Annotated in this window: 29 protein-coding genes and 1 tRNA gene; 27 read left to right on the top strand and 3 right to left on the bottom strand. The window is 61.4% G+C overall.

Going from position 1 to position 22,806, the window contains the following annotated elements:
* The first annotated feature begins 83 nt into the window (after window positions 1–83).
* The 25 genes from AB5Z05_RS00540 (at window position 84) to AB5Z05_RS00420 (ending at window position 17,768) form a co-directional block, all read left to right on the top strand.
* Window positions 84–905 (top strand): GPO family capsid scaffolding protein, encoded by an 822-nt coding sequence (locus AB5Z05_RS00540; RefSeq protein WP_323947188.1) that lies wholly within the window; start codon window positions 84–86, stop codon window positions 903–905.
* A gap of 12 nt (window positions 906–917) precedes the next feature.
* Window positions 918–1,970 (top strand): phage major capsid protein, P2 family, encoded by a 1,053-nt coding sequence (locus tag AB5Z05_RS00535; RefSeq protein ID WP_368149871.1) that lies wholly within the window; start codon window positions 918–920, stop codon window positions 1,968–1,970.
* Window positions 1,971–1,979: 9 nt separating this feature from the next.
* Window positions 1,980–2,660, top strand: coding sequence for a phage terminase small subunit (gene gpM / locus AB5Z05_RS00530; RefSeq protein ID WP_368149870.1), 681 nt, complete (start codon window positions 1,980–1,982; stop codon window positions 2,658–2,660).
* Between the two features lie 109 nt (window positions 2,661–2,769).
* On the top strand, window positions 2,770–3,240 hold the full coding sequence (locus AB5Z05_RS00525; RefSeq protein ID WP_324032539.1) for a head completion/stabilization protein: 471 nt from the start codon (window positions 2,770–2,772) through the stop codon (window positions 3,238–3,240).
* Window positions 3,240–3,443 carry a tail protein X gene (locus tag AB5Z05_RS00520; RefSeq protein ID WP_368149869.1) on the top strand — a complete coding sequence of 68 codons (204 nt, stop codon included), beginning with the start codon at window positions 3,240–3,242 and terminating at the stop codon, window positions 3,441–3,443. Before AB5Z05_RS00525 ends, AB5Z05_RS00520 begins: the two co-directional genes overlap by 1 nt.
* A 2-nt stretch (window positions 3,444–3,445) precedes the next feature.
* The gene (locus tag AB5Z05_RS00515; protein ID WP_180344887.1) at window positions 3,446–3,676 is read left to right on the top strand and encodes a TraR/DksA C4-type zinc finger protein; all 231 of its coding nucleotides are present in this window, start codon (window positions 3,446–3,448) and stop codon (window positions 3,674–3,676) included.
* Window positions 3,677–3,691: 15 nt separating this feature from the next.
* Window positions 3,692–4,054 carry a putative holin gene (locus tag AB5Z05_RS00510; protein ID WP_041214915.1) on the top strand — a complete coding sequence of 121 codons (363 nt, stop codon included), beginning with the start codon at window positions 3,692–3,694 and terminating at the stop codon, window positions 4,052–4,054.
* 1 nt (window position 4,055) lies between these two features.
* Entirely contained in the window at window positions 4,056–4,364 is a 309-nt protein-coding gene (locus AB5Z05_RS00505) for a phage holin family protein (RefSeq protein WP_368149867.1), read from the top strand.
* Entirely contained in the window at window positions 4,361–5,185 is an 825-nt protein-coding gene (locus AB5Z05_RS00500) for an N-acetylmuramidase domain-containing protein (protein ID WP_368149865.1), read from the top strand. Before AB5Z05_RS00505 ends, AB5Z05_RS00500 begins: the two co-directional genes overlap by 4 nt.
* 144 nt (window positions 5,186–5,329) lie before the next feature.
* Window positions 5,330–5,797, top strand: a complete 468-nt coding sequence (gene lysB, locus AB5Z05_RS00495; protein ID WP_368149863.1) for an Rz-like lysis system protein LysB — start codon at window positions 5,330–5,332, stop codon at window positions 5,795–5,797.
* Window positions 5,691–5,933 (top strand): Rz1-like lysis system protein LysC, encoded by a 243-nt coding sequence (gene lysC, locus AB5Z05_RS00490; RefSeq protein WP_368149862.1) that lies wholly within the window; start codon window positions 5,691–5,693, stop codon window positions 5,931–5,933. The genes lysB and lysC overlap by 107 nt, the downstream gene beginning before the upstream one ends.
* Complete coding sequence (locus AB5Z05_RS00485; protein ID WP_368149861.1) at window positions 5,908–6,363, top strand: phage tail protein; 456 nt, start codon at window positions 5,908–5,910, stop codon at window positions 6,361–6,363. Before lysC ends, AB5Z05_RS00485 begins: the two co-directional genes overlap by 26 nt.
* Entirely contained in the window at window positions 6,360–6,818 is a 459-nt protein-coding gene (locus AB5Z05_RS00480) for a phage virion morphogenesis protein (protein WP_368149860.1), read from the top strand. The genes AB5Z05_RS00485 and AB5Z05_RS00480 overlap by 4 nt, the downstream gene beginning before the upstream one ends.
* Before the next feature lie 78 nt (window positions 6,819–6,896).
* Entirely contained in the window at window positions 6,897–7,469 is a 573-nt protein-coding gene (locus AB5Z05_RS00475) for a phage baseplate assembly protein V (RefSeq protein ID WP_368149858.1), read from the top strand.
* Window positions 7,466–7,837: a GPW/gp25 family protein gene (locus AB5Z05_RS00470; RefSeq protein ID WP_368149857.1), complete on the top strand. Its 372-nt coding sequence runs from the start codon at window positions 7,466–7,468 to the stop codon at window positions 7,835–7,837. Before AB5Z05_RS00475 ends, AB5Z05_RS00470 begins: the two co-directional genes overlap by 4 nt.
* A complete protein-coding gene (locus AB5Z05_RS00465; RefSeq protein ID WP_368149855.1) occupies window positions 7,834–8,733 on the top strand; it encodes a baseplate J/gp47 family protein in 900 nt (299 codons plus the stop codon). Before AB5Z05_RS00470 ends, AB5Z05_RS00465 begins: the two co-directional genes overlap by 4 nt.
* The gene (locus AB5Z05_RS00460) at window positions 8,730–9,347 is read left to right on the top strand and encodes a phage tail protein I (RefSeq protein WP_368149854.1); all 618 of its coding nucleotides are present in this window, start codon (window positions 8,730–8,732) and stop codon (window positions 9,345–9,347) included. The genes AB5Z05_RS00465 and AB5Z05_RS00460 overlap by 4 nt, the downstream gene beginning before the upstream one ends.
* Window positions 9,348–9,349: 2 nt before the next feature.
* On the top strand, window positions 9,350–11,266 hold the full coding sequence (locus AB5Z05_RS00455) for a phage tail protein (RefSeq protein WP_368149853.1): 1,917 nt from the start codon (window positions 9,350–9,352) through the stop codon (window positions 11,264–11,266).
* Window positions 11,267–11,472: 206 nt separating this feature from the next.
* The gene (locus tag AB5Z05_RS00450) at window positions 11,473–12,645 is read left to right on the top strand and encodes a phage tail sheath protein (RefSeq protein WP_368149941.1); all 1,173 of its coding nucleotides are present in this window, start codon (window positions 11,473–11,475) and stop codon (window positions 12,643–12,645) included.
* 9 nt (window positions 12,646–12,654) lie between these two features.
* Window positions 12,655–13,170 carry a phage major tail tube protein gene (locus tag AB5Z05_RS00445; protein WP_324026089.1) on the top strand — a complete coding sequence of 172 codons (516 nt, stop codon included), beginning with the start codon at window positions 12,655–12,657 and terminating at the stop codon, window positions 13,168–13,170.
* A 77-nt stretch (window positions 13,171–13,247) separates the two neighbouring features.
* Window positions 13,248–13,532 carry a phage tail assembly protein gene (locus tag AB5Z05_RS00440; protein ID WP_048209085.1) on the top strand — a complete coding sequence of 95 codons (285 nt, stop codon included), beginning with the start codon at window positions 13,248–13,250 and terminating at the stop codon, window positions 13,530–13,532.
* A gap of 8 nt (window positions 13,533–13,540) precedes the next feature.
* The gene (locus AB5Z05_RS00435; protein ID WP_041214901.1) at window positions 13,541–13,672 is read left to right on the top strand and encodes a GpE family phage tail protein; all 132 of its coding nucleotides are present in this window, start codon (window positions 13,541–13,543) and stop codon (window positions 13,670–13,672) included.
* Window positions 13,669–16,104: a phage tail tape measure protein gene (locus tag AB5Z05_RS00430; RefSeq protein WP_368149851.1), complete on the top strand. Its 2,436-nt coding sequence runs from the start codon at window positions 13,669–13,671 to the stop codon at window positions 16,102–16,104. Before AB5Z05_RS00435 ends, AB5Z05_RS00430 begins: the two co-directional genes overlap by 4 nt.
* A gap of 12 nt (window positions 16,105–16,116) precedes the next feature.
* Complete coding sequence (locus AB5Z05_RS00425) at window positions 16,117–16,608, top strand: phage tail protein (RefSeq protein WP_323951131.1); 492 nt, start codon at window positions 16,117–16,119, stop codon at window positions 16,606–16,608.
* Window positions 16,608–17,768 (top strand): phage late control D family protein, encoded by a 1,161-nt coding sequence (locus AB5Z05_RS00420; protein WP_368149850.1) that lies wholly within the window; start codon window positions 16,608–16,610, stop codon window positions 17,766–17,768. The genes AB5Z05_RS00425 and AB5Z05_RS00420 overlap by 1 nt, the downstream gene beginning before the upstream one ends.
* Window positions 17,769–18,026: 258 nt before the next feature.
* On the opposite strand, the gene AB5Z05_RS00415 is transcribed toward AB5Z05_RS00420, so the two are convergent.
* A tRNA-Leu gene (locus tag AB5Z05_RS00415) sits at window positions 18,027–18,111 on the bottom strand.
* A gap of 143 nt (window positions 18,112–18,254) precedes the next feature.
* Between AB5Z05_RS00415 and AB5Z05_RS00410 the strand changes: the two genes are divergently transcribed.
* Window positions 18,255–18,788 carry an RDD family protein gene (locus AB5Z05_RS00410; protein WP_005336420.1) on the top strand — a complete coding sequence of 178 codons (534 nt, stop codon included), beginning with the start codon at window positions 18,255–18,257 and terminating at the stop codon, window positions 18,786–18,788.
* 74 nt (window positions 18,789–18,862) lie between these two features.
* Here the strand turns inward: AB5Z05_RS00410 and lptG are convergent, their stop codons facing one another.
* Both lptG and lptF read right to left on the bottom strand, forming a co-directional pair.
* Window positions 18,863–19,933: an LPS export ABC transporter permease LptG gene (gene lptG, locus AB5Z05_RS00405; RefSeq protein WP_005355217.1), complete on the bottom strand. Its 1,071-nt coding sequence runs from the start codon at window positions 19,931–19,933 to the stop codon at window positions 18,863–18,865.
* Between the two features lie 25 nt (window positions 19,934–19,958).
* Entirely contained in the window at window positions 19,959–21,071 is a 1,113-nt protein-coding gene (lptF, locus tag AB5Z05_RS00400) for an LPS export ABC transporter permease LptF (RefSeq protein WP_005356742.1), read from the bottom strand.
* A 172-nt stretch (window positions 21,072–21,243) separates the two neighbouring features.
* Here lptF and pepA point away from each other — a divergent pair, with 172 nt between their 5' ends.
* Window positions 21,244–22,752, top strand: a complete 1,509-nt coding sequence (pepA, locus tag AB5Z05_RS00395) for a leucyl aminopeptidase (RefSeq protein ID WP_005336423.1) — start codon at window positions 21,244–21,246, stop codon at window positions 22,750–22,752.
* The last annotated feature ends 54 nt before the right edge of the window (window positions 22,753–22,806 follow it).

Raw genomic sequence — 22,806 nt, 5'->3', positions numbered from 1 at the left:
CTGGCCGCCGATTGCACGAGCCAGCCTGTCACCCAGACCATAACCGCGACATCACCACCCAATCACCAAAGGGATCCCAGCTCATGCCTAAGTCCAAATTTTTCCGCGTCGCCGTCGAGGGGGGCACGACCGACGGGCGCACCATCACCCGCGAGTGGATTGAACAGATGGCCAAGCGCTACAACCAGTCCACCTACGGCGCGCGGGTCAATATGGAGCACATCCGGGGCTATGACCCGAACGGTCAGTTCAAGATGTACGGCGACATCACCGCAGCCAAGACCGAAGAGGTCGACATGGAAGGTGAAAAGCGCCTGGCCCTGTACGTGCAGATCGACCCCACCCCCGAGCTGGTCGAACTGAACAAGAAACGCCAGAAGGTTTACACCTCCGTCGAAATCCACCCCAACCTGAACGAAAAGGGCGCCTACCTGATGGGGCTGGCCGTCACCGACAGCCCGGCCAGCCTTGGCACTGAAATGTTGGAGTTCTGCAGCAAGGCGAAGGTCAACCCGCTGGCCGAGCGCAAGTATCACCATGACTGCCTGTTCACAGAAGCGCTGGAAACCGTCATCGAATTTGAAGACGACAGCGACAAAGGTCCCGGCCTGCTGGAGCGGGTTACCGCCCTGTTTTCCACCCACAAGAAACAATCCACCGCCGATTTCAGCGACGTGCACCAGGCCGTCGAAACGGTGGCAAAAGAGGTCACCAGCCTCGATGCCGGCATGCAGAAGAAGTTCACCGAGCAGGCCCAGACCATCACCGAGCTGACCGGCAAGCTGGACGCCACCGCCAAGGCACTGGCCGATCTCACCGCCACCCTGGAAGACCAGGAAGATTTCAGCCACAAGCGCCAGCCGGCCACCGGTAGCGATGGCGCCACCATTCAAACCGACTGCTAAGGACCATGCCCAATGCGTAACGAAACCCGCCAGAAGTTCAACGAGTTCACCGGCCAGGTGGCCAAACTCAACGCCATCTCCAACGCCATGGTGCAGTTCAACGTGCAGCCCAGCGTCCAGCAGACCCTGGAAACCAAGATGCAGGAGTCGGTCGAATTCCTGCAAATGATCAACGTCATCCCGGTACCGGATATGAAGGGGCAAAAGGTGGGTATCGGTATCGGCAGCACCATCGCAGGCCGCACCAATACCAGCGACAAAGACCGCGAGCCCAATGACCCGAGCGCCCTCTATCCGCATGACTACGAGTGCGCAAAGACCAACTACGACACAAGCCTGGGTTACAACAAGTTGGATATCTGGGCCAAGTTCCCCGACTTCCAGACCCGTATCCGCGACGCCATCCTCAAACGCCAGGGGCTGGACCGCATCATGATCGGCTGGCACGGCACCAGCGTGGCGCCGGACACCAACCGCACCACCCACCCCATGCTGGAGGACGTCAACATCGGCTGGCTGCAGCACATCCGTGTGGATGCACCGGCCAAAGTGATGGATGAAGGTACCGAAGGCTCCGGCAAGATCTACATCTACCAACCGAAGAACGACGCAGACACCAAAGAAGGCGACTATCACAACCTCGACGCCCTGGTGTTCGATGCCGTCAACGAGGCAATCGCCCCATGGTATCAGGACGATACCGACTTGGTGGTCATCTGCGGTCGCAAGCTGTTGGCCGACAAATACTTCCCCATCATCAACAACGCTGACAACAACCAGGACAAGCTGGCCGGTCAGGTGCTGGTGAGCCAGAAGCAGATCGGCGGCCTCAAAGCCGTGCGCGTCCCCTTCTTCCCGGATGATGCCATGCTCATCACCACGCTGGAAAACCTGTCCATCTACTGGCAGGAAGGCGCCCGCCGCCGTCACATTGAGGAAGAGCCAAAGCGCGACCGCATCGTCAACTACGAAAGCTCCAACGATGCCTACGTGGTCGAGGATTACGACTGCGTCGCCCTGATCGAAAACATCGTCATCGGGCCGAAACCGGCCGCCGGCGGTTAAGGGGGCGATATGACACCTGCCCGTCGCAACCGCGAACGCAAACTGGCCGCCCTGCAAGGGGCGGCCAATCCTCAGTTCGACCAACAACGCGCCAACGCCTACGAGCTGCAGCTGATGCAGCTGGCCGAACACCGCCGCACCCTCAAAGGCATCCAGAGCATCGAACGCAAGATCGACGCCAAGCGCCCCATGCTGGTCGTCTATCAGCCGTGGATTGATGGCGTGCTGGCCGCCGACCGGGGCGGACAAGATGACGTCCTGGTCACCGTCATGCTCTGGCACCTCGACACCGGCGATCTGGAAGGAGCCCTACCCATGGCCTCCTACGTGATCCGCCATGGCCTGAGCACCCCCGATCGCTACGAACGCACCGCCGCCACCATGATCGCCGAAGAGGTCGCCGACACCGCCATCAAGCAGCAAGAAGCCGGCGCGGGACCCTCCCTGCCCCTGCTCAATCGCTATCTGGCCATGTTGGCCGACTGCGACATCTTCGACCAGGTGCGCGCCAAGCTGCACAAGGCGGTAGGCCGTGCCTGCCTCGCCGATGGGCTCAAGCAGCAGGCCGCCGAGCACTACCGACGCGCCATCGAGCTGCATGACAAGGTCGGCATCAAGAAAGAGCTCGAAGTGCTCGAGCGCGAACTGAAAAAAGAACAGCAGCCCGACGCCACCGGCGGCGGCAGCTAACCGAGCGAACCCCGCACCCTGGGCGGCTCGGGCCTGACGAATGCGTTTCGCATACCAGACGGCCCGACCACCGCCCAACAAACGGGCTACCACCAGAACCAGGAGCACCATGAGCACCGGATTCATCGCCACCGCACCGACCGCACCGGATGAAGGGCAAGTCACCAGCGATCCATTCTGGCCAGCAATATCACTGGCCGACCTGCGCGACACCGTCCGGCTCGATGGCACCGTCACCACGGCCCGCCTCAAGCATGCCGTGATCGACGCCATCACCAGCGTCAACCGGGATCTGGCTGACTGGCGCCGCGCCCGTGAGGCAGAAGGGGTCGCCACCCTGGCCGCCGTACCGGGCGAGGTCATCAATGGCGAATCGGCGCACCTGCACAGCTATCGGCGCGCCGTCTATGCCATGACCCGCGCCAACCTGCTGGAGCGTTACACCGACTACAGCGCCACCGGTGATGGCGTCAAAGGGGCCGATGCCAAAATCATCAGCTCTGACGACCTCTACCGCGACGCCCGCTTTGCCATTCGCGACATCCTCGGTACCACCCACATCACCGTGGCGCTCATCTGATGGAACTGCGCAGCCAACAGGGTGACACCCTCGACCTCATCCTGTTCCGGCACTACGGCTACACCGCAGGCATCACCGAGCAGGTGCTCGCACTCAACCCCGGTTTGGCCGCGCTCGGCCCCATCATCCCGACCGGAACCCTCATCACAATGCCAGCGGCCCCCACCCAGGCCGAGCAGCCGCTGATCCAGCTATGGGAATGACCATGAGCCGCCTCGACGACGAACTCGAACGACTGGCCGACATCAGCGAGCAGCAACTCGCTGCCCGCATCCACGCCGCCCGCATCAGTGGCACCGGCCCGCACTACTGCATCGACTGCGACAACACCATCCCGCAGGCGCGCCGTGAAGCGATCCGGGGCTGCGAACGCTGCGCCGAATGCCAGACCATCCACGAATTTCAAACCGCTCGCCACTACGGCAGCAAACGATAAAAACAGGAGAGCACGATGCCAGAACCCATTTCATCCAGTGCAGCAACCAGCACCCTGAGCGCCTTGGCGTTGCTGTCCCTCTTCCCGGGCGTAGACCCCGGCGTCCTGCTCGGTGCATTCGCCGGGGCGCTGGTGTTCATCGCCACCACCGCCGAGCTGGGCAACCTGCGCAAAGCGGGCCTGTTCGTTGCCGCCTTCGTGGCGGGGGCACTGGCGGCACCGCTGGTTGCCGCCATGCTGGCCAGCGTGCTGCCGCTCAGCGTCGAGGTCCCCAGGGCTGTCGGCGCAATGCTCGCCTCGGCGCTGGCCGTCCACCTGTTGCAGTGGATCCTGCGCAAAACGCCGGAAGACCTGCTCAAACTCCGCAAAGGGGGCTGACATGCTAACCATCCTCTACGCCATGATCTGCGCCGCCATCGCGCTGCGTATCGCCACCTTCAACCGCAACGGGGGCGACTATCGTCCCCTCCCTGCCGTGCTGGCCTGGCTGCTCACCTTCGCCGCCGGTTCCGTGCCCCTGCGAGCCATGATCGGGGCACTGCCCGCTCCTGACCCCGCCGCCGTCCTGCTGGCCTCTGTCGTACTCACCGCCCTGATCGGTTCCCGCGGATCCGTCATGCGCCTGCTGCCACTGCGGCGCCAGCAACCGACTACCGCCAGCCATCTGAACGGGAGGTTTCAACCATGAGCCTGAAAAAAGGGGATACCGGCGCCGCCGTCGCCGACCTGCAGCGTCGCCTGGCCAAAGCCGGTTATCCGCTCGATCCGGATGGCTGGTTTGGCGATGCCACCGAGCGCGCCCTGCTCGCCTTTCAGCGGGACTACATGATCACCGCCATCGGCCAGGCTGGCCCCCGCACCATGGCCGCCCTGCTCGGCAGCGAGCGCGGCAACCAGCTCACCATCAACCATATGCAGAGCGGGGCCGACCTGCTGGGCCTGCCGCTCGCCACCATGGCCACCGTTGCCCAGGTCGAAAGCATCGGCGAGGGCTTCACCGACGCCATGCGCCCAGTAGTGCTGTTCGAGCGGCATGTGTTCTACAAGCAGCTCACCAAGCACCTGAGCAAGGCCACCGCCGACCAGATGGCGGCCCGTTACCCCAACCTGGTCAACCCCAAGCGCGGCGGCTATGCCGGTGGGCCCGCCGAGTGGGAGAGGCTGCAACTCGCCATCAGCCTGCACCGGGATGCCGCCATCGAGTCGGCCAGTTGGGGCATGTTCCAGATCATGGGCTTCCACTGGCAGGCGCTGGGCTTTACCTCGGCCAGCGACTGGCAGACCGCCATGCAGCGCAGCGAAGTGGACCACCTCACCGCCCTGTGCCGCTTCATCCAGCAAGATCCCGCCATGCACAAGGCCATACAGGGTCGCAAGTGGGCCGACTTCGCCCGCCGCTACAACGGCCCGGCCTACAAGGACAATGACTACGACACCAAGCTGGCCAAGGCATATGACCACTTTGCCAAGGTCTATCCGGTGAAGGAGGTGGCAGATGCCTCGGCCTAAGTGCGGTCACTTGGTAGGGAAAACCTGCACCAAGCTGGATGCGAAGTGTCTGGAATTGCGCTGGCTTGGTGGCTGCGTGGTCTGCCCGTTCAGAGGATGTAACCAGAATAATCCGCAGCCCACCCCACCACCGAGGAAACCGTAATGGCATTAGTACGCTCCCCCCTCACCTGGTTGCTGCTGGCCCTGGCCGTTGCCTTGGCTGGCTGGGGCTGGTCGGCCACCTCGGCAGCGACCGCCAGGGGCAAAGTCTCCACCCTGCAAAGCGACCTCAAGGCCGCCAACGACAAGGCCGTCGAGGCCGAGCGACGGGAGAAGACCAAAGACGGGGTCATCGATACCCTCACCGGCGAGCTGGACGCCCAGGCAAACGCCGCCGCCACGCTGCAACGCCAGCTTGGCGATCTGACCATCACGGCCGCCACCCGGGCCGACACCATCAAGAGGCTCAAACGTGAAAATGCTGAACTCAAGGAGTGGGCTGATCGCCCTCTGCCTGATCCTGTTGTCAGGCTGCTCCAGCGCCCCCCCCTCACCGGCGCAGCAGATTATCAGGCTCACCTGTCCAGCCACGGCGCCCTGCCAACTGCCGGCAGCCAGCCCGGTCAATAACGGCGACCTGCTCGACCAACTGACCCAGACCGAGGCGGCATGGGCCACCTGCGCCGCCCAAGTCGACAGCCTTATCGCCTGCCAGCAACGCCACCAGAACGGGAGGGAGCATGGAAAAACCAAAACAGATCCGTGAGGTACTGACCCGCTGCGTGCCCCACCTCAAGACAAACCCCGACAAGCTGCACATCTTCATCGCCCCGGGCAATGTCGAAAGCACCGGCGCCAGCTCGCTCTCGTTCGAGTGGCAATACCCCCTCACCATCGGCATCGAGGACTTTGCCGGCCACCCGGACCAGATCATGGTGCCGCTGCTGGCCTGGCTGCGCCAACACCAGCCCGAGCTGATGACCAACGACGAGCAGCGCAAGGAGGGCATCACCTTCGAGGCGGAATACCTCGCCAACGACCTGATGGACCTCATCATCACCGTCAAGCTGACAGAGCGGGTCAGGGTGTGGCAAAACGAACAGGGTATAGGCTGGGAACACCTGCCAGAGCCGCCGGAAGACCCCTATGACGGCATCACCTGGGAACTCTTCACCGACGAAGGGCATCAGCCATGATCACCGACGACCTGAACCGCCTGACCAGCTGGGCCAACGGTCTGCTGGCCAGCATGGAGCCCGCCGCCCGCCGTCAGTTGGCAGGCGAGATGGCCCGCACCTTGCGCGCCAGCCAGGCCCAGCGGATCCGCGCCAACCGCCAGCCAGATGGCACCCCCATGGCCCCGCGCAAGCCGCAGCCCAAGCTGAAGACAAACCGGGGGCGCCTACGCCGCAAGATGTTCTTCAAAATCAGTAGCCCAGCCTGGCTCAAAGCCCGTGCCAATGAACATCAAGCCCTGGTCGAGTTTGCCGGCACCGCCAACCGGCTCGCCACCATTCACCAGTACGGTCTCAAAGACCGCATCAAGGGGCGCGAGATCTCATACCCGGCGCGGGAACTGCTCGGCATCACAGAACAAGAACTTGACCAGCTAGAAACCACCCTGATCGCCCACCTCACCAAAGGACTATAACCACCGCCGCCAGTGTGCCAGCGCCGTACACACTGGCCGCCCCTCGCCTTACTCGCCATTGCCCAAAACAATGGCCCCATGCAACCGACCCCGACTGAACTCCAACGCCTGATCGACAACCTGATCCGCATCGGCACCGTGACCGCCGTGCGATCCGGCGAATGTCGCGTCAAAACCGGCGACCTCATCACCAACTGGCGGCCCTACGCAGCAGAGCGGGCCGGGAAGAACCGCACCCGTCATCGCCTCTCCATCGGAGAGCAGGTGCTGTTGCTGTCGGTCAGCGGCGATCTACGCAATGCCTACATCGTCGGCCCCATCAACTGCGCCGCCTTCCCCGAACCGCTGGCGGACGATGACAACCCGGATCTCGACCGCACCGAATACAGCGATGGCGCCGTCATCGAATACAACCCGACCACCGGCGCGCTCAACGCCACCGGCATCAAGTCTGCCAACATCGAGGCGTCCGTCACCGTCAAGCTGATCACCCCCATGGTGGAGTGCACTCAGGCCCTCAAGGTCGGTTCGACCATTGAAGCGGGCGGCAAGATAACCGCCCCCACCGCCAAGATAGGCAACGTCGAAGTCACCACCCACAAACACAGCGGCGTCAGCACTGGCGGCGGCCAAACAGGGGGCCCGGCATGAACTGGCTCGGCATGAATGCTGCCACCGGCCGCGCCATCAGCGCCACCGACCACATCATCCAGTCGGTGCGCGACATCCTCATCACCCCGGTCGGTTCGCGCGTCATGCGCCGCGACTACGGTAGCGAGCTGTTTTACCTCATCGACCAGCCACAGCATCAGGCCACCCGCCTGCGCCTGATGGCCGCCACCGTGCAGGCCCTCATCAACTGGGAACCGCGCATCACCATCACCCGGGTCGATGTGCTGGGCGGCGGCATGGATGGTGCCCTCACCGTCGAGCTCACCTGGCAGCGCAAGGACGGCGGCGCGCCGGGTACCGGAACAGAGAGCGCCACTATTGCCATCCCCACAGGAGCCGCCAATTGAGCACCATCACCCTCTCCCAACTGCCGCAGCCCGATGTGATCGAACTGCTGGACTTCGAGACCATCCTCGCCGAGCGCAAGGCCTATTTTGTCAGCCTCTATCCGGCTGACCAGCAGGCGGCCATCGCCGCCACCCTGGCGCTCGAATCCGAGCCCATCACCAAGCTGCTGCAAGAGAATGCCTATCGGGAGCTGATCCTGCGCCAACGCATCAACGATGCCGCCGTCGCCAACATGTTGGCCTGGGCCAAGGGGAGCGACCTCGACAACCTGGTGGCCAACTGGAAGGTGCAGCGACTCATCATCCAGCCGGGGGATGACACCGCCAACCCGCCGGTGCCGGAAGTCAAAGAGAATGACGAGGCCCTGATCCTGCGAGCCCTGATGGCGTGGGATGGCTTGAGTGTGGCGGGCCCCACCGGGGCCTATGAGTATTTCGCCCTCTCGGCGGATGGCAAGGTCGCCGATGCCAAAGGATCGAGCCCGACCCCAGCCGAGGCGCTGGTCACCATCCTCAGCACCGAGGGGGACGGCACCGCCGATGCGGCGCTGATTGCCAAGGTAGACGCTGCCCTGAGCCACGAAGACAAGCGGCCGGTGGCCGACCGGCTCACCGTGCAGGCAGCCGGCATCCTCCCCTACACCATCACCGCCAAGCTGCACATCGACAGCCAGGGGGCAGAGGCGGACGTGATCCTGCAGGCCGCTCGCGACAGCCTCGCAGCCTTCATCAACCCACGCCGCCGCATCGGTGTCGAGGTGCCCCGCTCCGCCATCGATGCGGCCATCCATGTGCAGGGGGTGCGCAAGGTCGACCTGATCGGCTGGGCAGACATCACCCCCAGTGCAACCCAGGCCGCCTACTGCACCGGCTTCACCGTGGAGCGGGCGGCATGAATACCCTGCTGCCACCCAACACCAGCCGCACCGAGCGCAACCTGGCCGCCGTGGGTGCCAATGCCCAGGCCTTGCCGATCCCGTTTCGCTCGCTCTGGTCCCCCTGGACCTGCCCCGCCCACCTGCTGCCCTATCTGGCCGCAAGTTGGAGTGTCGACCGCTGGGATGACAAATGGCCTGAGGCCACCAAGCGCCAGGTCATCGCCAATAGCTACTTCGTCCACAGCCGCAAGGGCACCGTGGGTGCAATCAGGCGAGTCATTGAGCCAATGGGGTTTCTGGTTGACGTGGTGGAATGGTGGCAAACGGAACATGACAACCCCCCTGGCACATTCAGTATCGATCTGAGGCTAAACGGCTCTGGTATCTCGGAAGAACTACACGAAGAAATAGAGAACCTGATCTACAACGCCAAGCCAATGACCCGGCATATCACGGGCATCAACATGAGTATGCAGTCAAATGGAGGGTCATCGATCGGGGCGGAAGTCATGGCAGGCGACAAAATATCAATCCATCCAGAGCTAAAAACCGTTGCGACCAGCGGCGGTGCAAATTATGGCTGCGCAACGGTCATCAATGAGTCTCTGCGCATTTTACCGACACAGGAGTAACCATGCAGATTTACAAAACCATATTGACTCAGACAGGCATCAACAAGCTGGCCATGGCTGCGGGCGCCACTCCTCTGCGCATTACTCACATGGCGGTGGGTGATGGGAACGGTGCTGAAACCACACCGAACGAGGAACAGACCACCCTCGTCAATGAAGTCTACCGGACAGATATCAATTCATGGGAAGTCGATCCCAACAACCCGAATCAACGCATCGCCGAGATGTTCTTGTCCGAAACAGTAGGGGGGTGGTGGGTCTATGAATTGGGATTGTTCGATGCAGATGGCGACCTGATCGCGGTCGCCAATACTCCCGCAAGCTACAAGTCAGTGATGGCACAGGGTTCAGGCAGAACAATGACACTGGAAATGGTCATTGCCATCGGTAACTCGGCAAGTGTGGAAGTAATAGTCGACCCGTCACAGGCAATGGTGTCACGGGCATACCTGAGCCAAACCATTGATAAAGAGAAAGAAAAAACGGCTCTCAGAAACTTCAAAGATTTGCACTCTTGCCTGCAACTGATCAAGGCGTCCTACGGCTCTGTGAACGTACTGGGTGACAGCATCACAGAGGGCGTTGGCGCATCCAGTTTTCCCCAGTCCTGGTACTCGATGTTTTACCAAATGATCATGGACATGGAGCAGGGACAGGATGCCGAGATCATCTCCAATTTTGAGATTTCCGGCAAATATGGCGTCGAGATAAGTGGCCCTGCATCCATCACCGATGCCGGGCCAATAGGCAAAGCACTCTTGATGGAAAACCTGTCATCTCTGTATTTCTACGGCGACTTCGAGTTTGTCGAGGTCTACTTCAACCGCACCCCTTCGGCAGGCAAGCTCCAGTTCATGAAGGATGGCGTGGTTTATAAAACCATCGACTGTGCAGGGGAGAACATAGTGGATGCCCTGACATTCCCATCACTCTCTGCCAGTCGAGGTTACGGCCGCCATACTATCAAGGCCGTTGATGGTGATGTGACGCTGACAGGCCTAATCAGGTTGAACCATGCAGATGAGCGGATCCACATCAACAGAATGGCCTTCTCGGGCGCATCAAGTACGGATTTCAATACACCGGAACGGCTGGCATCAATCAAAAGACAGGGGGCATTTTTCGAATCAAAAAAGAACCTGTTCATCATTGCTCTGGGCACCAACGATATCTACAACAGTGGTAAAGCCACCACGCCAGACCAGCTGAAAGCCAACATCAAAAATATCGCGGTCACCCTCAATCATGGCGACAATGTCGTCGCCATCATGATCCCACCGATCGCAGATGAACATATCTGGCCAGCCGCAAAAGCCCGCCACATTCAATACGCTGCATCCATTAGGCTGCTTGCCGCAGAGCTGGGGGTGATGGTGATCGATTGCTCATCGCTCGACCTGCTTGAAAACAATATGTATATCGATGGGGTACACCCCAATGATGCCGGTCATCAGGCCATCTTCGAACATGTCGTCAGGCAACTCAATGGACTGCTGGGAGTCTCTGAAGCAGCACTGGAACCGGGGGTTCATGGCACATGGCTACCATCAATTGCTGGGTACAGCCACTCAGGCCAGAATGAATATGAATATCGCCATGGCCACTATGTGAAGATGGGACGGTTGGTTATTGCTCAGGTAGCCATGGGAGTAAAAAATATAGACCCTGCGATGGATGGGTACATAGGCGTAAACCTGCCCTTCCCGACATCATCCAGCATCATGGAACAATCAGGGGCGATAGGCATGATTGTTGGTGTCAACCTCCCTGATACATCCCGCCAATTTGTGATCGACTGCATTAAAGGTGAACCATTCGCCATCATTCGAGGTGTGGCGCCAGGACAACCTTATGCCGATGTCGTGAGCGTGTCGGACAATGCCAGGCTGGCATTTACCATCAGCTACTTCACCGACTGATTCACCGCCAACCACCCCGCCTGTGCGGGGTGTTTCGTGACTCCCGTCATCCGTCACCTTGTCACCGCTTCGCCAGTGTGTGCGGCCCCCACACACTGGCCGCCGCTCGCCTGTCATCCCCCGCCCCTGCATCCTGACCCTGCTCGCATCACATGCATTACCTACGCACAGAATGCTCCGTCCGGACAACAGGAGAACCTATGGCACTGGACCAATTTCACCACGGCGTGCGCGTCGTGGAAGTCAACGAGGGCACGCGCACCATCCGCACCGTCGCCACGGCGGTGATCGGCATCATCTGCACCGGCAGCGATGCGGATGCCGCTTACTTCCCCCTCAACAAACCCGTGCTGATTGCCAACCTGCCGGCGGCCATCGCCAAGGCGGGCAGCACCGGAAACCTCAAACGCTCGCTGCAAACCATCTATGACACCGTCAACACCATCGTCATCGCCGTGCGCGTGGCCGATGGCGCCGACGCCGCCGAGCTGACCAGCAACATCATCGGCACCATCCTGCCGGATGGCAGCTATACCGGCCTCAAAGCACTGGAGCGGGCCGCCCCGGTCACGGGCGTCAAGCCGCGCATCCTCTGCGTGCCGGACAACTGCACCTTAGCCGTAGCCACCGCCCTGGCGGGCGCAGCCAAAAAGCTGCGCGCCTTCGCCTATGTGCCGACCATCGCCGACACCGTCGAGGCAGCGCTCGCCTACCGCGAGAACTTCTCCAGCCGCGAACTGATGCCGATCCACGGCGACTGGACCGCCTGGGACACCGCCGCCAATGCCAGCATCAAGCTCGATGCCTGCCTCAAGGCGGCCGCCATGCGGGCATTCATCGACAAGGAGATCGGCTGGCACAAGACCCTGTCGAACATCGGCGTGACCGGGGTCGACGGCATGACAAAGGCCCTGTTCTGGGATCTGCAAGACCCCGATACCGAGGTCGGCCTGCTCAACGCCAACGAAATCACCGCCCTCATCCGGGCCGATGGTTTCCGTTACTGGGGTAACCGCACCTGTTCCGATGACCCGCTGTTCGCCTTCGAGAACTACACCCGTACCGCCCAGATCCTGGCCGACACCATGGCCGAGGCGCACATGTGGGCCAACGACAAGCCGCTCACCCCCACCCTGGTGAAAGACATCATCGAGGGCATCAAGGCCAAGGGCCGCGAACTGGTGGCGGGCGGTTACCTGCTCGGCTTTGACTGCTGGTACAACGAGGAGCTCAACGACAAAGACACCCTCAAGGCCGGCAAGCTGCGCATCGATTACAACTACACCCCGGTACCGCCGCTCGAAGACCTCGGCTTCATCCAGCGCATCACCGACACCTACCTCATCGACTTCGGCGCCCGCGTCGCGGCCGCCGCATAAGGAGCCACCATGGCACTGCCACGCAAACTGAAACACGGCAACATCTTCATGGATGGCGAGAACTGGATTGGCGTCGCCGAAGACTTCACCCCGGCCAAGCTGAGCCAGAAATTCGAAGCCTATCGCGGCGGCGGCATGATGGGCGCCGCCAACATCCACATGGGGCTGGAAGATGGTGCCCTCGACACCTCCTTCACCTTCGGTGGCGCAGAGGCCGCGCTCGTCAAACGCATGGGGCTAGCCAAGATTGACGGCGTCGCCCTGCGCTTTGCCGGTTCTTTCCAGCGTGACGACACCGGCGAAATCGTCTCGGTCGAAATCGTGCAGCGCGGCCGCTTCAAAGAGCTCGACCGGGGCACCTTAAAGAGCGGCGACAACACCCAGAGCAAAGTCAGCATGGTCAACACCTACTACAAGGAGACCATGAACGGCGTCGTCCTGTGCGAAATCGACCTGCTCAACATGATCTGGATCGTCGACGGCGTCGACCTGATGGCCGAGCACCGCAAAGCCATCGGGCTCTAACCCACCCAACAACCCAACGGGCGGCCCTTATCCAAACAGAAAGTGCCGCCCTCACCACATCACCAGGACGCAACACCATGGAACACAAGACAGTGACTCTCGACCAAGCCATCCAACGCGGCGACACCACCATCACAGAGGTCCAACTGCGCAAGCCCAAGGCGGGCGAAATGCGCGGACTCAACATGGCCGATGTGCTGCAGATGGACGTCAACGCCCTCACCAAACTGCTGCCCCGCATCACCACCCCGATCCTGACCGAGCTCGAAATTGGCAATATGGACCCGGCTGACCTGCTGCAACTGGGTAGCGAGGTGGCCAGTTTTTTGATGCCGAAGAAAATGGGCTACCTGGCTGCGTAGATGACCTGATGGCCGACATCGCCATCATCGCCCACTGGCCGCCCTCCGAGATGGCGGCCATGGAGATCAGCGAGCTGATGGGCTGGCACCAACGCCTCGTTGAAACCCACAACCGCATTAACGGGGCAGACGAACAATGAACCCTCTCAAACTGCAAATCCTCCTCGGGGCGGTCGACAAGCTCACCGCCCCCCTCAAGGCCGCCAGCGGCCAGAGCAGAACCACGGCCAAAGACCTCGCCGAGACGAAAAAGCGCATCAAGGAGCTCGAGACCCAGAGCGGCCAGATTGACGGCTATCGCACCCTGGGAAGCCAAATTGGCGCTACCCGCGCCCAGCTCACAGCAGCCCAACGCGATGCCCAGCAGATGGCCCAGCAACTTGCCAAGGTCGAGCAACCAACCAAGGCCATGACCCGCGCCATGGAGCAGGCCAAACAGAAGGTGCGCGACCTCTCCCAACAGGAGCGGGACATGGTCGCCCGTCACGGCAGCCTGAAACGGGCCCTGGGCGAGGCAGGCATCAACACCAAGCAGCTCGGCGAACACCAGCGCCGCCTCAAGACCGATCTGGCTTCCGCCAATGCCCAGCTCGACCAGCAGCGCGCCAAGCTGGGCCAACTGGCCGACCAGCAAAAGCGCCTCAACCAGGTCAAGGCCAGCTATGACAAGACCATGTCGATGCGCGGCACCATGGCGGGCTATGGCGCCGCAGGCATGGCAACCGGTGCCGCGGCCATCTACAAGGGCACCAACATCGCCAACAAGGCCATGGGCTTTGATGTCGACATGTCCAAGGTGCAGGCGATCACCAGGCTGGACAAAGGCAGCAGCGAACTGGCCGCCTTGCGGGCTCAGGCCCGGGAGCTAGGCGCCAATACCGCCTTTACGGCGGGCGAAGCGGCGCAGGGCCAGGGCTTCCTCGCCATGGCTGGCTTCACACCCAAGGCGATCCGTGACGCCATGCCTGGGGTGCTCGACATCGCCAAGGCCGGGGGCGTCGAAATTGCCGCCGCAGCGGATATCGGCTCCAACATCCTGACCGGCTTCAAGCTGCCGGCAAACCAGATGACCCGACTCGGGGATGTGATGGTCGGCACCTTCACCCGCGCCAACGTCGACTTGCAGATGCTGGGGGAAACCATGAAGTACGTGGGCCCGGTAGCGGCGGGCCTTGGCGTGGACCTTGAAACTGCCTCAGCCATGGCGGGAAAGCTGGGGGATGCCGGTATCCAGGGCAGCATGGGCGGTACCGCCATGCGGGCCATTCTCGGCCGCCTCGCGGCGCCCCCCAAGGCCGCGCACGACGCGCTCGCCGCCCTGAACGTGAAGACCGCCGATGCCGCCGGTAACCTGCGCGCCCTGCCCGATATTCTCGACGAGCTCTACAAGAAGACCAGCAAGATGGGGGACACCACCCGATCGGGCTACTTCAAGGCCATCGCCGGTGAGGAAGCCTTCGCCGCCCTGGCCGTACTGACCGAACAGGCGGGATCCGGCAAGCTGCAGGAGCTCATCGCCACCTTGAAGCAATCCCAGGGCGAGGCGGGCAAGGTCGCCAAGGTCATGGCTGATAACGCCATCGGTGATCTGGATAACCTCACCTCCGCGTGGGATGACGTGGGCATCCAGATGATGGAGACCGAGAACGGCCCGATGCGCGGGATCATCCAGCGCATCACCGAGATAATCCAGGTCACCGGCAACTGGATGCGGGCCAACCCTGAACTCACTTCCACCCTGACCCGCATCGCAGCCGTGACAGCCGTGGCCGCCGCCGCTGGCGGTTCACTGCTGCTGATTGTTGCTGGCCTGCTGGGGCCTCTGGCGGCCATCAAGATGGGGATGTCGATGCTGCTGGTCTATGGAAGCCCCTTGCTGACCTTCATCAAGGCACTGACCATGGGCATGGTCAGGCTCGGCATCGCCATGCTCACCAACCCCATTGGCTGGTTCATCATGGGCATTGTGGCCATCGCCGCCGGGGCTTACCTGCTCTACAAGAACTGGGATGGCGTCGCCGCATGGTTCAGCGGATTGTGGGCGCAGTGTCAGGCCCCTGCGCTCGCCTTCTGGGAGCTCCTGAAAGAACTCTTCTCATGGACCCCCCTCGGCATGCTGACTATGCACTGGGGCGAGATCTGGGCCTTCTTCGACACCTTGCCAGCGGGGGCGGCCAACAAGGGCAAGGCCATCGTCGACGGTCTGATTGGTGGCATCACCGCGAAGTGGGAGAGCCTGAAAGCCAAGATAAAGGCCCTCACCGACCTGCTGCCGGACTGGATGAAAGGGGGTGGCTCGGTCACGGCCAACGTCAACCCGTCAGGCTACCTCACCGGCAACTACAACACTCCCGCCATGGCCGGGGGATCCGGCTACGGTCCGCGTATCGTGACGCCGCCGCGCCCAGTCGCCAGAGGCAGCACCACCACCGAGATCAACGCCCCTATCCACATCGTCCAGCAACCGGGGCAATCCGGCGCGGATGTGGCGCAAGAGGTGCGCCGCGAACTGGACAGACGCGAACGGCAGGCCGCTGCCAATGGCCGCGCCTCCCTGACCGACCGCAATTAAGGAGCCACCACCATGATGATGACCCTGGGCTGGTTCGTGTTTATGCGCTCGACCGTCGCCCCCCTCTCACAACAAGACGAACGGGCATGGCGCCATCCGGGCAATAACCGGATCGGTGCTCGCCCGGCATACCAGTACCTCGGCCCCGATGATGAAACCACCACCCTGAGCGGGGTGCTGCTGCCCGAAGTGACCGGCGGCCCCGTCTCCCTCGACTTGCTCAACAATATGGCTGACAGCGGTCAGGCTTTCCCCCTGATCCAGGGGGATGGCGTCATGCGTGGGTCATTCGTGATCGAGGGCATCAGCACCACCCGCAGCGAGTTTTTCAGCGATGGCACCGCCCGCAAAATCGAGTTCACCATCAAGCTCAAGCGGGTCGATGACAACGACAGCTCCCTTGTCCAAACCCTGCTGGGCCGCACCGCGGGCAACCTCTTTGGCCGCCTGGGTCTGGGCAAGCTGGTCGGCAGTATCGGCAACAAGCTCGGGGGGCTTCTCTGATGGGGGCATTCGACCAGTTCGGCACGCGATTGGCCGAAAACTTGGGGCTGACCAATCCGCTCGACGCCTTGCGCCAAGGCCACCCGGTACCAGCTTACCAGGCGCTGGTCGACGGCAAAGACATCTCGGCCGCCATCAGGCCGCGCCTGATGTCGATGACCATCACCGACAACCGGGGCTTCACCGCCGACACCATCGAGATCACCCTCGATGACAGCGACGGCCAGCTCGATATGCCACGCCGGGGCGCCACCCTGCGCGCCCTCATTGGCTGGCAAGGCCAGGCCTTGGTCGACAAGGGCACCTACAAAATCGACGAGGTGGAACACGGCGGGGCCCCGGATGTGCTCACCATACGGGGCAAGTCAGCCGACTTGCGCGGAGGCATGAACAAGCTGCGTGAGCAAAGTTGGCACCAGACCACCGTCAGCGGCATCGTCAGCCAGATCGCCGCCCGCTACCAGCTTACCCCTTGCGTGAGTGACTCACTCAAGGGCCAGCTGATCGACCACATCGACCAGGCCAACGAGAGCGATCTCGCCTTCCTCACCCGCCTGGCTGGTCAGTGCGATGGCATCGCCACCGTCAAGAATGGCCGCCTGCTGTTTATCAAAGCTGGCCAGGGCACCACCGCGAGTGGCCGGCCCCTGCCCGCCATCACCATCACCCGCAGGGATGGCGATCAGCACCGCTTCTCAGTGGCTGACCGGGATGCCTACACCGGCGTGACCGCCTACTGGCAAGACAACAAGGAGGCGGAAAAGAAGAGAGTCGAGGTGAAGCGCAAGAAGAAGAGCAAGCCATCGCCGGAACGGCCCTTGCCCCCGGGGGTCATGGTCAACAAGAAAGAGAATGAACTGCTGGTCGGCAGCAGCGAGAACGTCAAAGAGCTGCGGCATGTCTATGCCAGCCAGGCTAATGCCATGCGGGCCGCCCGGGCTGAATGGGAGAAGCTGCAACGCGGCGTGGCCGACTTCCAGATCACCCTAGCGCTGGGGCGCCCTGAACTCTACCCGGAGCAACCCACCACCGTCAGAGGGTTCAAGCCCCAGATTGACGAGGCCGACTGGCTGCTCACCCAGGTAGTGCACGACCTCACCAATCAGGGATACACCAACCGCCTGCAGCTCGAAGTGAAACTCGACGAGCTGCCAGAGTAACTGGCCAGATGCGAGAAGGGCCCCACATGTGGGGCCCTTCTCATTCTGCCTGACGACACGCTGAAACATGGCCAGGGAATGGCACTGCATGAGGTGCGCCATCAGGCAGACGCGGCATCATACAAGAAGGTGCTATCAGCACCAAAAACAAGAGTGTGGCCTATGCCGCCAAAAAATCTGCCGCCACTTTGCCGCCACCAAACGCCAGAAAGACTTAAGGCCATCCGCTTGGATGGCCTTAAGTCATTGAATTCTAAATGGTGCCCGGGGTCGGACTCGAACCGACACGTATTGCTACGGCGGATTTTGAATCCGCTGCGTCTACCGATTTCGCCACCCGGGCAACTGCGAGGGATTATACGAATGGCACGATGCCATGCAAGGTGTTTTTCGATTGAACACTCCCGTTTGTTCATTTATTCAACGCCTTGCCGATGCGGGGCCAGTTACATAGAATGCCGCCATCATCTTAATGGAATAAAAACGATGGCCAAGCCTAAAAAAGTCCAACAAAAATCCCCCTCTCCCGCCACTCAGCCATACCCGTCAGCGGGTCTGCTGCGTCGCCTCGGCGCCCTCATCTATGATGCGCTGGTGGTGACTTCGCTGCTGATCATCGCCGGCTTTATCGGCATGGGTGTCGCCAAGCTGTTGCTGGTCACCGGCATGGCCAGCGTACCGGCGGGTGAAGATACCGTCTGGTTGCTGACTCGCCACCACCTGAGCCTGATCTACACCCTGTGGCTCGCCTTCGTCATCTGTGGTTTCTACACCTGGTTCTGGACCCGCGCTGGCCAGACCGTCGGCATGCGCGCCTGGCGGCTGCGCATTCAGAACGAGGATGGCAGCCACATCCGCGTTACCCAGGCGCTGATCCGTCTCGCTACCGCCGCCTTTGGTCTAGGCAACCTGATGTGCCTGTTCAACCGCCAGCGTCCGCGGGCGTTTCAGGATATCTGGGCCGAGTGCGAAGTGATCGTGCTGAGCAAGCAGGAAAATCTGGAGTTGCTTAACAAGTAATCCCGGATCAATGCAGCAACGAAAGAGGGCACCAACAGGTGCCCTCTTTGCATTTCCTCATAATCTCGTGCGGATTACTGCTTGCGGCTGAGGATGTAGAAGGAGATGCCGCCAAACAGCAGGCTGGGCGCGATAGCCGCCAGAATCGGCGGTACCGCATAGACCAGACTGATGGGGCCAAACACCCGATCACTCACATAGACGGCAAAGCCGGTCATGATCCCCATCAGCATCCGTGCCCCCATGCTCACCGAACGCAACGGGCCGAAGATGAAGGAGGAGGCCAGCAGGATCATCGCCACCACCGAGAGCGGTGACAGCAGTTTGCGCCACATCTCCAGCTTGTAGCGACCGGCATCCTGCTTGTTGGCATCGAGATAGCCGATGTAATCGAGCAGACCGGAGACCGAGAGGTTCTCGGGGTCGATACTCACCACCCCCAGCTGCTTGGGCGTCAGCTCCGAGCTCCACTCCATCTTGTCATGCTGTTCGCTGCGGATCTGCGCCGGGTCGTCGAAGCGGGTAACCTGGGTCTGCTTGAGCAGCCAGTGGTGACGCTCGAACACCCCCTCCTGCGCCTGCACCACGTCGATCAGCTTGCGCTCGGGGGTGAAGCGATAGAGGGTGATGCCGGTGAGGGCGCCATCGTTACGCACCCCGTTGATATTGACGAAGTTGTTGCCATCGCGAGCCCACACCCCGTAGGCGGAAACAGTCAGACGACCTTCGGAGAGCGCGCCCGCCTTGATGTCATCTGCCATCCGCTTGGCGATGGGGGCCACATATTCCCCCATTAGCCCCACCATGATCATCAGCGGGATCGCCGTCTTGAGCGCCGCCATCACGATACTGATCTTGGAGCGACCCGCCGCCTGCATCACCACCAGCTCGGAGCTGGTCGCCAGCTGACCCAGACCAATCAGGCCACCCAGCAGCGCGGCCAGCGGGAAGAAGAGCACCGCCTCCTTGGGCATGGAGAGCAGCACATAGTAGAGGGCGTTGATCATGTCGTAGTTGCCGTCACCGACCGACTTGAGCTGCTCCACATATTTGATGAGCCCCGCCAGACCAACCAGCGTGATTTCACACAGCAGGATCGACATAAAGATGACCCGACCGATATATCTATCGAGAATGCCAAACATCAGCAGAAGTTCCTATGTTGCAGCATCATGCTGATTTTCTGTTGAAATAGCGCCCTTTCACCCCGTTCCACCAGCTGGTGCCCTGCAGATTGAGGGGCAGGCCGATAAACAGCAGGTAACCGAGCGGCACCAGGAACATCCCCGGCCAGTAGGGCAGCCGACCGCTGTCGATGGCCGAACGGGCGGCGCTGAGCAGCAGGAAGTAGGAGAGATAGAGCATGATGGCCGGCAGCAGCTTGGCGTAGCGCCCCTGACGGGGATTGACCCGCGCCAGCGGTACCACCAGCAGGGTCAGCACCGGAATGGAGAGGGGCAGCGAGATACGCCACTGCAATTCCGCCATCATGGCGTTGTCCTGGGTACCGAACAGTTCCATGGTCGGCTTGGCCGCCGCCTTGCGGTTGGAACGCTCCATCTCCTGCTGACGGATCACCAGACCATATTCGCGAAAATCGGAGATCTGGAACTGCTTGCCGGAGAAGTTCCCTTCGTAGCGGGAGCCATCCATCAGGGTCAGCCACTGCAGACCGTTCTCATCGACCGTCACCACCCCTTCGGTCGCCACCACCACCGAGGGAGGATTGTTCCCCTCCGCCCGCTGCAACACGAAGATCTTTTGCAGTTTTGAGCCGTTGTCGTTCAAATCCTGGATATAGGCAACCAGACGCCCCTTGTCGAGCTCCATAAAGCGGCCCGCCTGCAGGAAGGAGATACCCGGGTCCGACTTGAACTCGTCGATCACCTGATACTCGCGCTCCTTGGCCTGCGGGGCGATCCAGCCGGTGTTGAACGCCGCAACCACCGCCGTCAGCAAGGCCAGCAACATGGCGCTGCGCATCACGAAACGGTGGCTGAAGCCGACCGCATGCATCACCGTCATCTCGCTTTCGGCGTAGAGGCGACCATGGGCAAACAAAATGGCTAAAAAGAGACTGATAGGCAGCATCAACAACGCCATATTGGGCAAGTTGAGCAGCAGCAGGGTGGAGACCAGACGTGTCGGCACCTCGCCATCGGCAGCGTCGCCGATGATCTTGATAAATTGTTGGCTGACAAAGATAAGCAGCAATACGAATAACACTGCCAGCTGGGTTTTCAGGGTTTCCCTGAACAAATATCGGAAAACGATCACAGTCATTCCCAAGTAAACTTGTGTTTTTAGTCGAATGCCTGAAAAATAGGGCCGTATATTGGATTTTTACCAGTTTGAACTGCGGAGCCTGTGGCTGTTCGCTCCGCCTCTGATACCCCAACAAGCACCGCATTATTCAATAAAAGGTGCCTTTTGTCTTTAGGATGTAGGAGATTCCATGGAGTTCAGTGTAAAGAGTGGCAGTCCAGAGAAGCAACGGAGCGCCTGCGTCGTAGTCGGCGTATTTGAGCCTCGTCGCCTCTCTCCGGTTGCCGAACAACTGGACAAGATCAGCGATGGCTATATCAGTTCGCTGCTGCGCCGTGGCGACCTGGAAGGGAAACCAGGCCAGATGCTGCTGCTGCATCAAGTACCGGGCGTGCTCAGCGAGCGCGTACTGCTGGTCGGATGCGGCAAGGAGCGGGAACTCGACGAACGCCAGTACAAGCAGATCATCAACAAGACCATCACCACCCTGAACGAAACCGGCTCCATGGAAGCGGTCTGCTTCCTCACCGAGCTGCACGTCAAGGGTCGGGATACCTATTGGAAGGTGCGCCAGGCGGTAGAAACCACCAAGGCGGGCCTCTACAGCTTTGATCAGTTCAAGACCAACAAGGCCGAGCCACGTCGCCCGCTGCGCAAGCTGGTATTCAACGTGCCGACGCGTCGGGAACTGACCATTGGTGAAAAAGCCATCGCTCACGGTCTGGCCGTGGCCAAGGGTGTGCGGGTCTGCCGCGACGTGGCGAACATGCCGCCCAACGTCTGCAACCCGGCCTATCTGGCCTCCCAGGCCCGTCGTCTGGCCGATGCCTACGACAACATCACCACCAAGGTGGTGGGCGAGCAGGAGATGGCCGAGCTCGGCATGAACTCCTATCTGGCGGTGGCCCGCGGCTCCGACAATGAAGCCATGATGGCCATCATCGAATACAAGGGTCATCCGGATGCCAAGCCCATCGTGCTGGTCGGCAAGGGTCTGACCTTTGACTCCGGCGGCATCTCCATCAAGCCGGCTGACGGCATGGACGAGATGAAGTACGACATGGGTGGCGCTGCCTCCGTGCTCGGTACCATGCATGCGCTGGCCCAGCTGCAACTGCCGATCAACGTCATCGGCGTGCTGGCAGGCTGCGAGAACATGCCGGGTGGCAACGCCTATCGCCCGGGTGACATCCTCACCTCCATGTCAGGCCAGACCATCGAAGTGCTCAACACCGATGCGGAAGGTCGCCTGGTGCTGTGTGATGCACTGACCTATGTGGACCGCTTCGATCCGGAAACCGTGATCGACGTGGCGACCCTGACCGGTGCCTGCGTCATCGCGCTGGGTCACCACACCTCGGGTCTGCTGGCCAACCACAACCCGCTGGCCCACGAGCTGCTCAACGCCTCCGAACAGGCGGGTGATCGCGCATGGCGTCTGCCGTTGTTCGACGAGTATCAGGAGCAGATCGACAGCCCGTTCGCCGACATGGCCAACATCGGTGGTCGTCCGGCCGGCACCATCACCGCGGCCGCCTTCCTGTCACGCTTCACCAAGAAGTACAACTGGGCCCACCTGGATATCGCCGGGACCGCCTGGAAGAGTGGCAAGGATAAAGGCTCCACCGGTCGTCCGGTACCCCTGCTGACCCAGTTCCTGCTGAACCGGGCTGGCGTGGATATCGAAGAGAAAGAGTAACTCTCCGGCCCCTGCCGATGGCTGCATCGGAAGGGTTGGCGTTACCCTGAACCA

Source organism: Aeromonas sp. R2-4 (genome assembly GCF_040908365.1).
Classification (GTDB): domain Bacteria; phylum Pseudomonadota; class Gammaproteobacteria; order Enterobacterales; family Aeromonadaceae; genus Aeromonas; species Aeromonas veronii.
The sequence above is the reverse complement of the archived record's forward strand: the minus strand, read 5'-3'. Positions and strand labels throughout refer to the sequence as shown.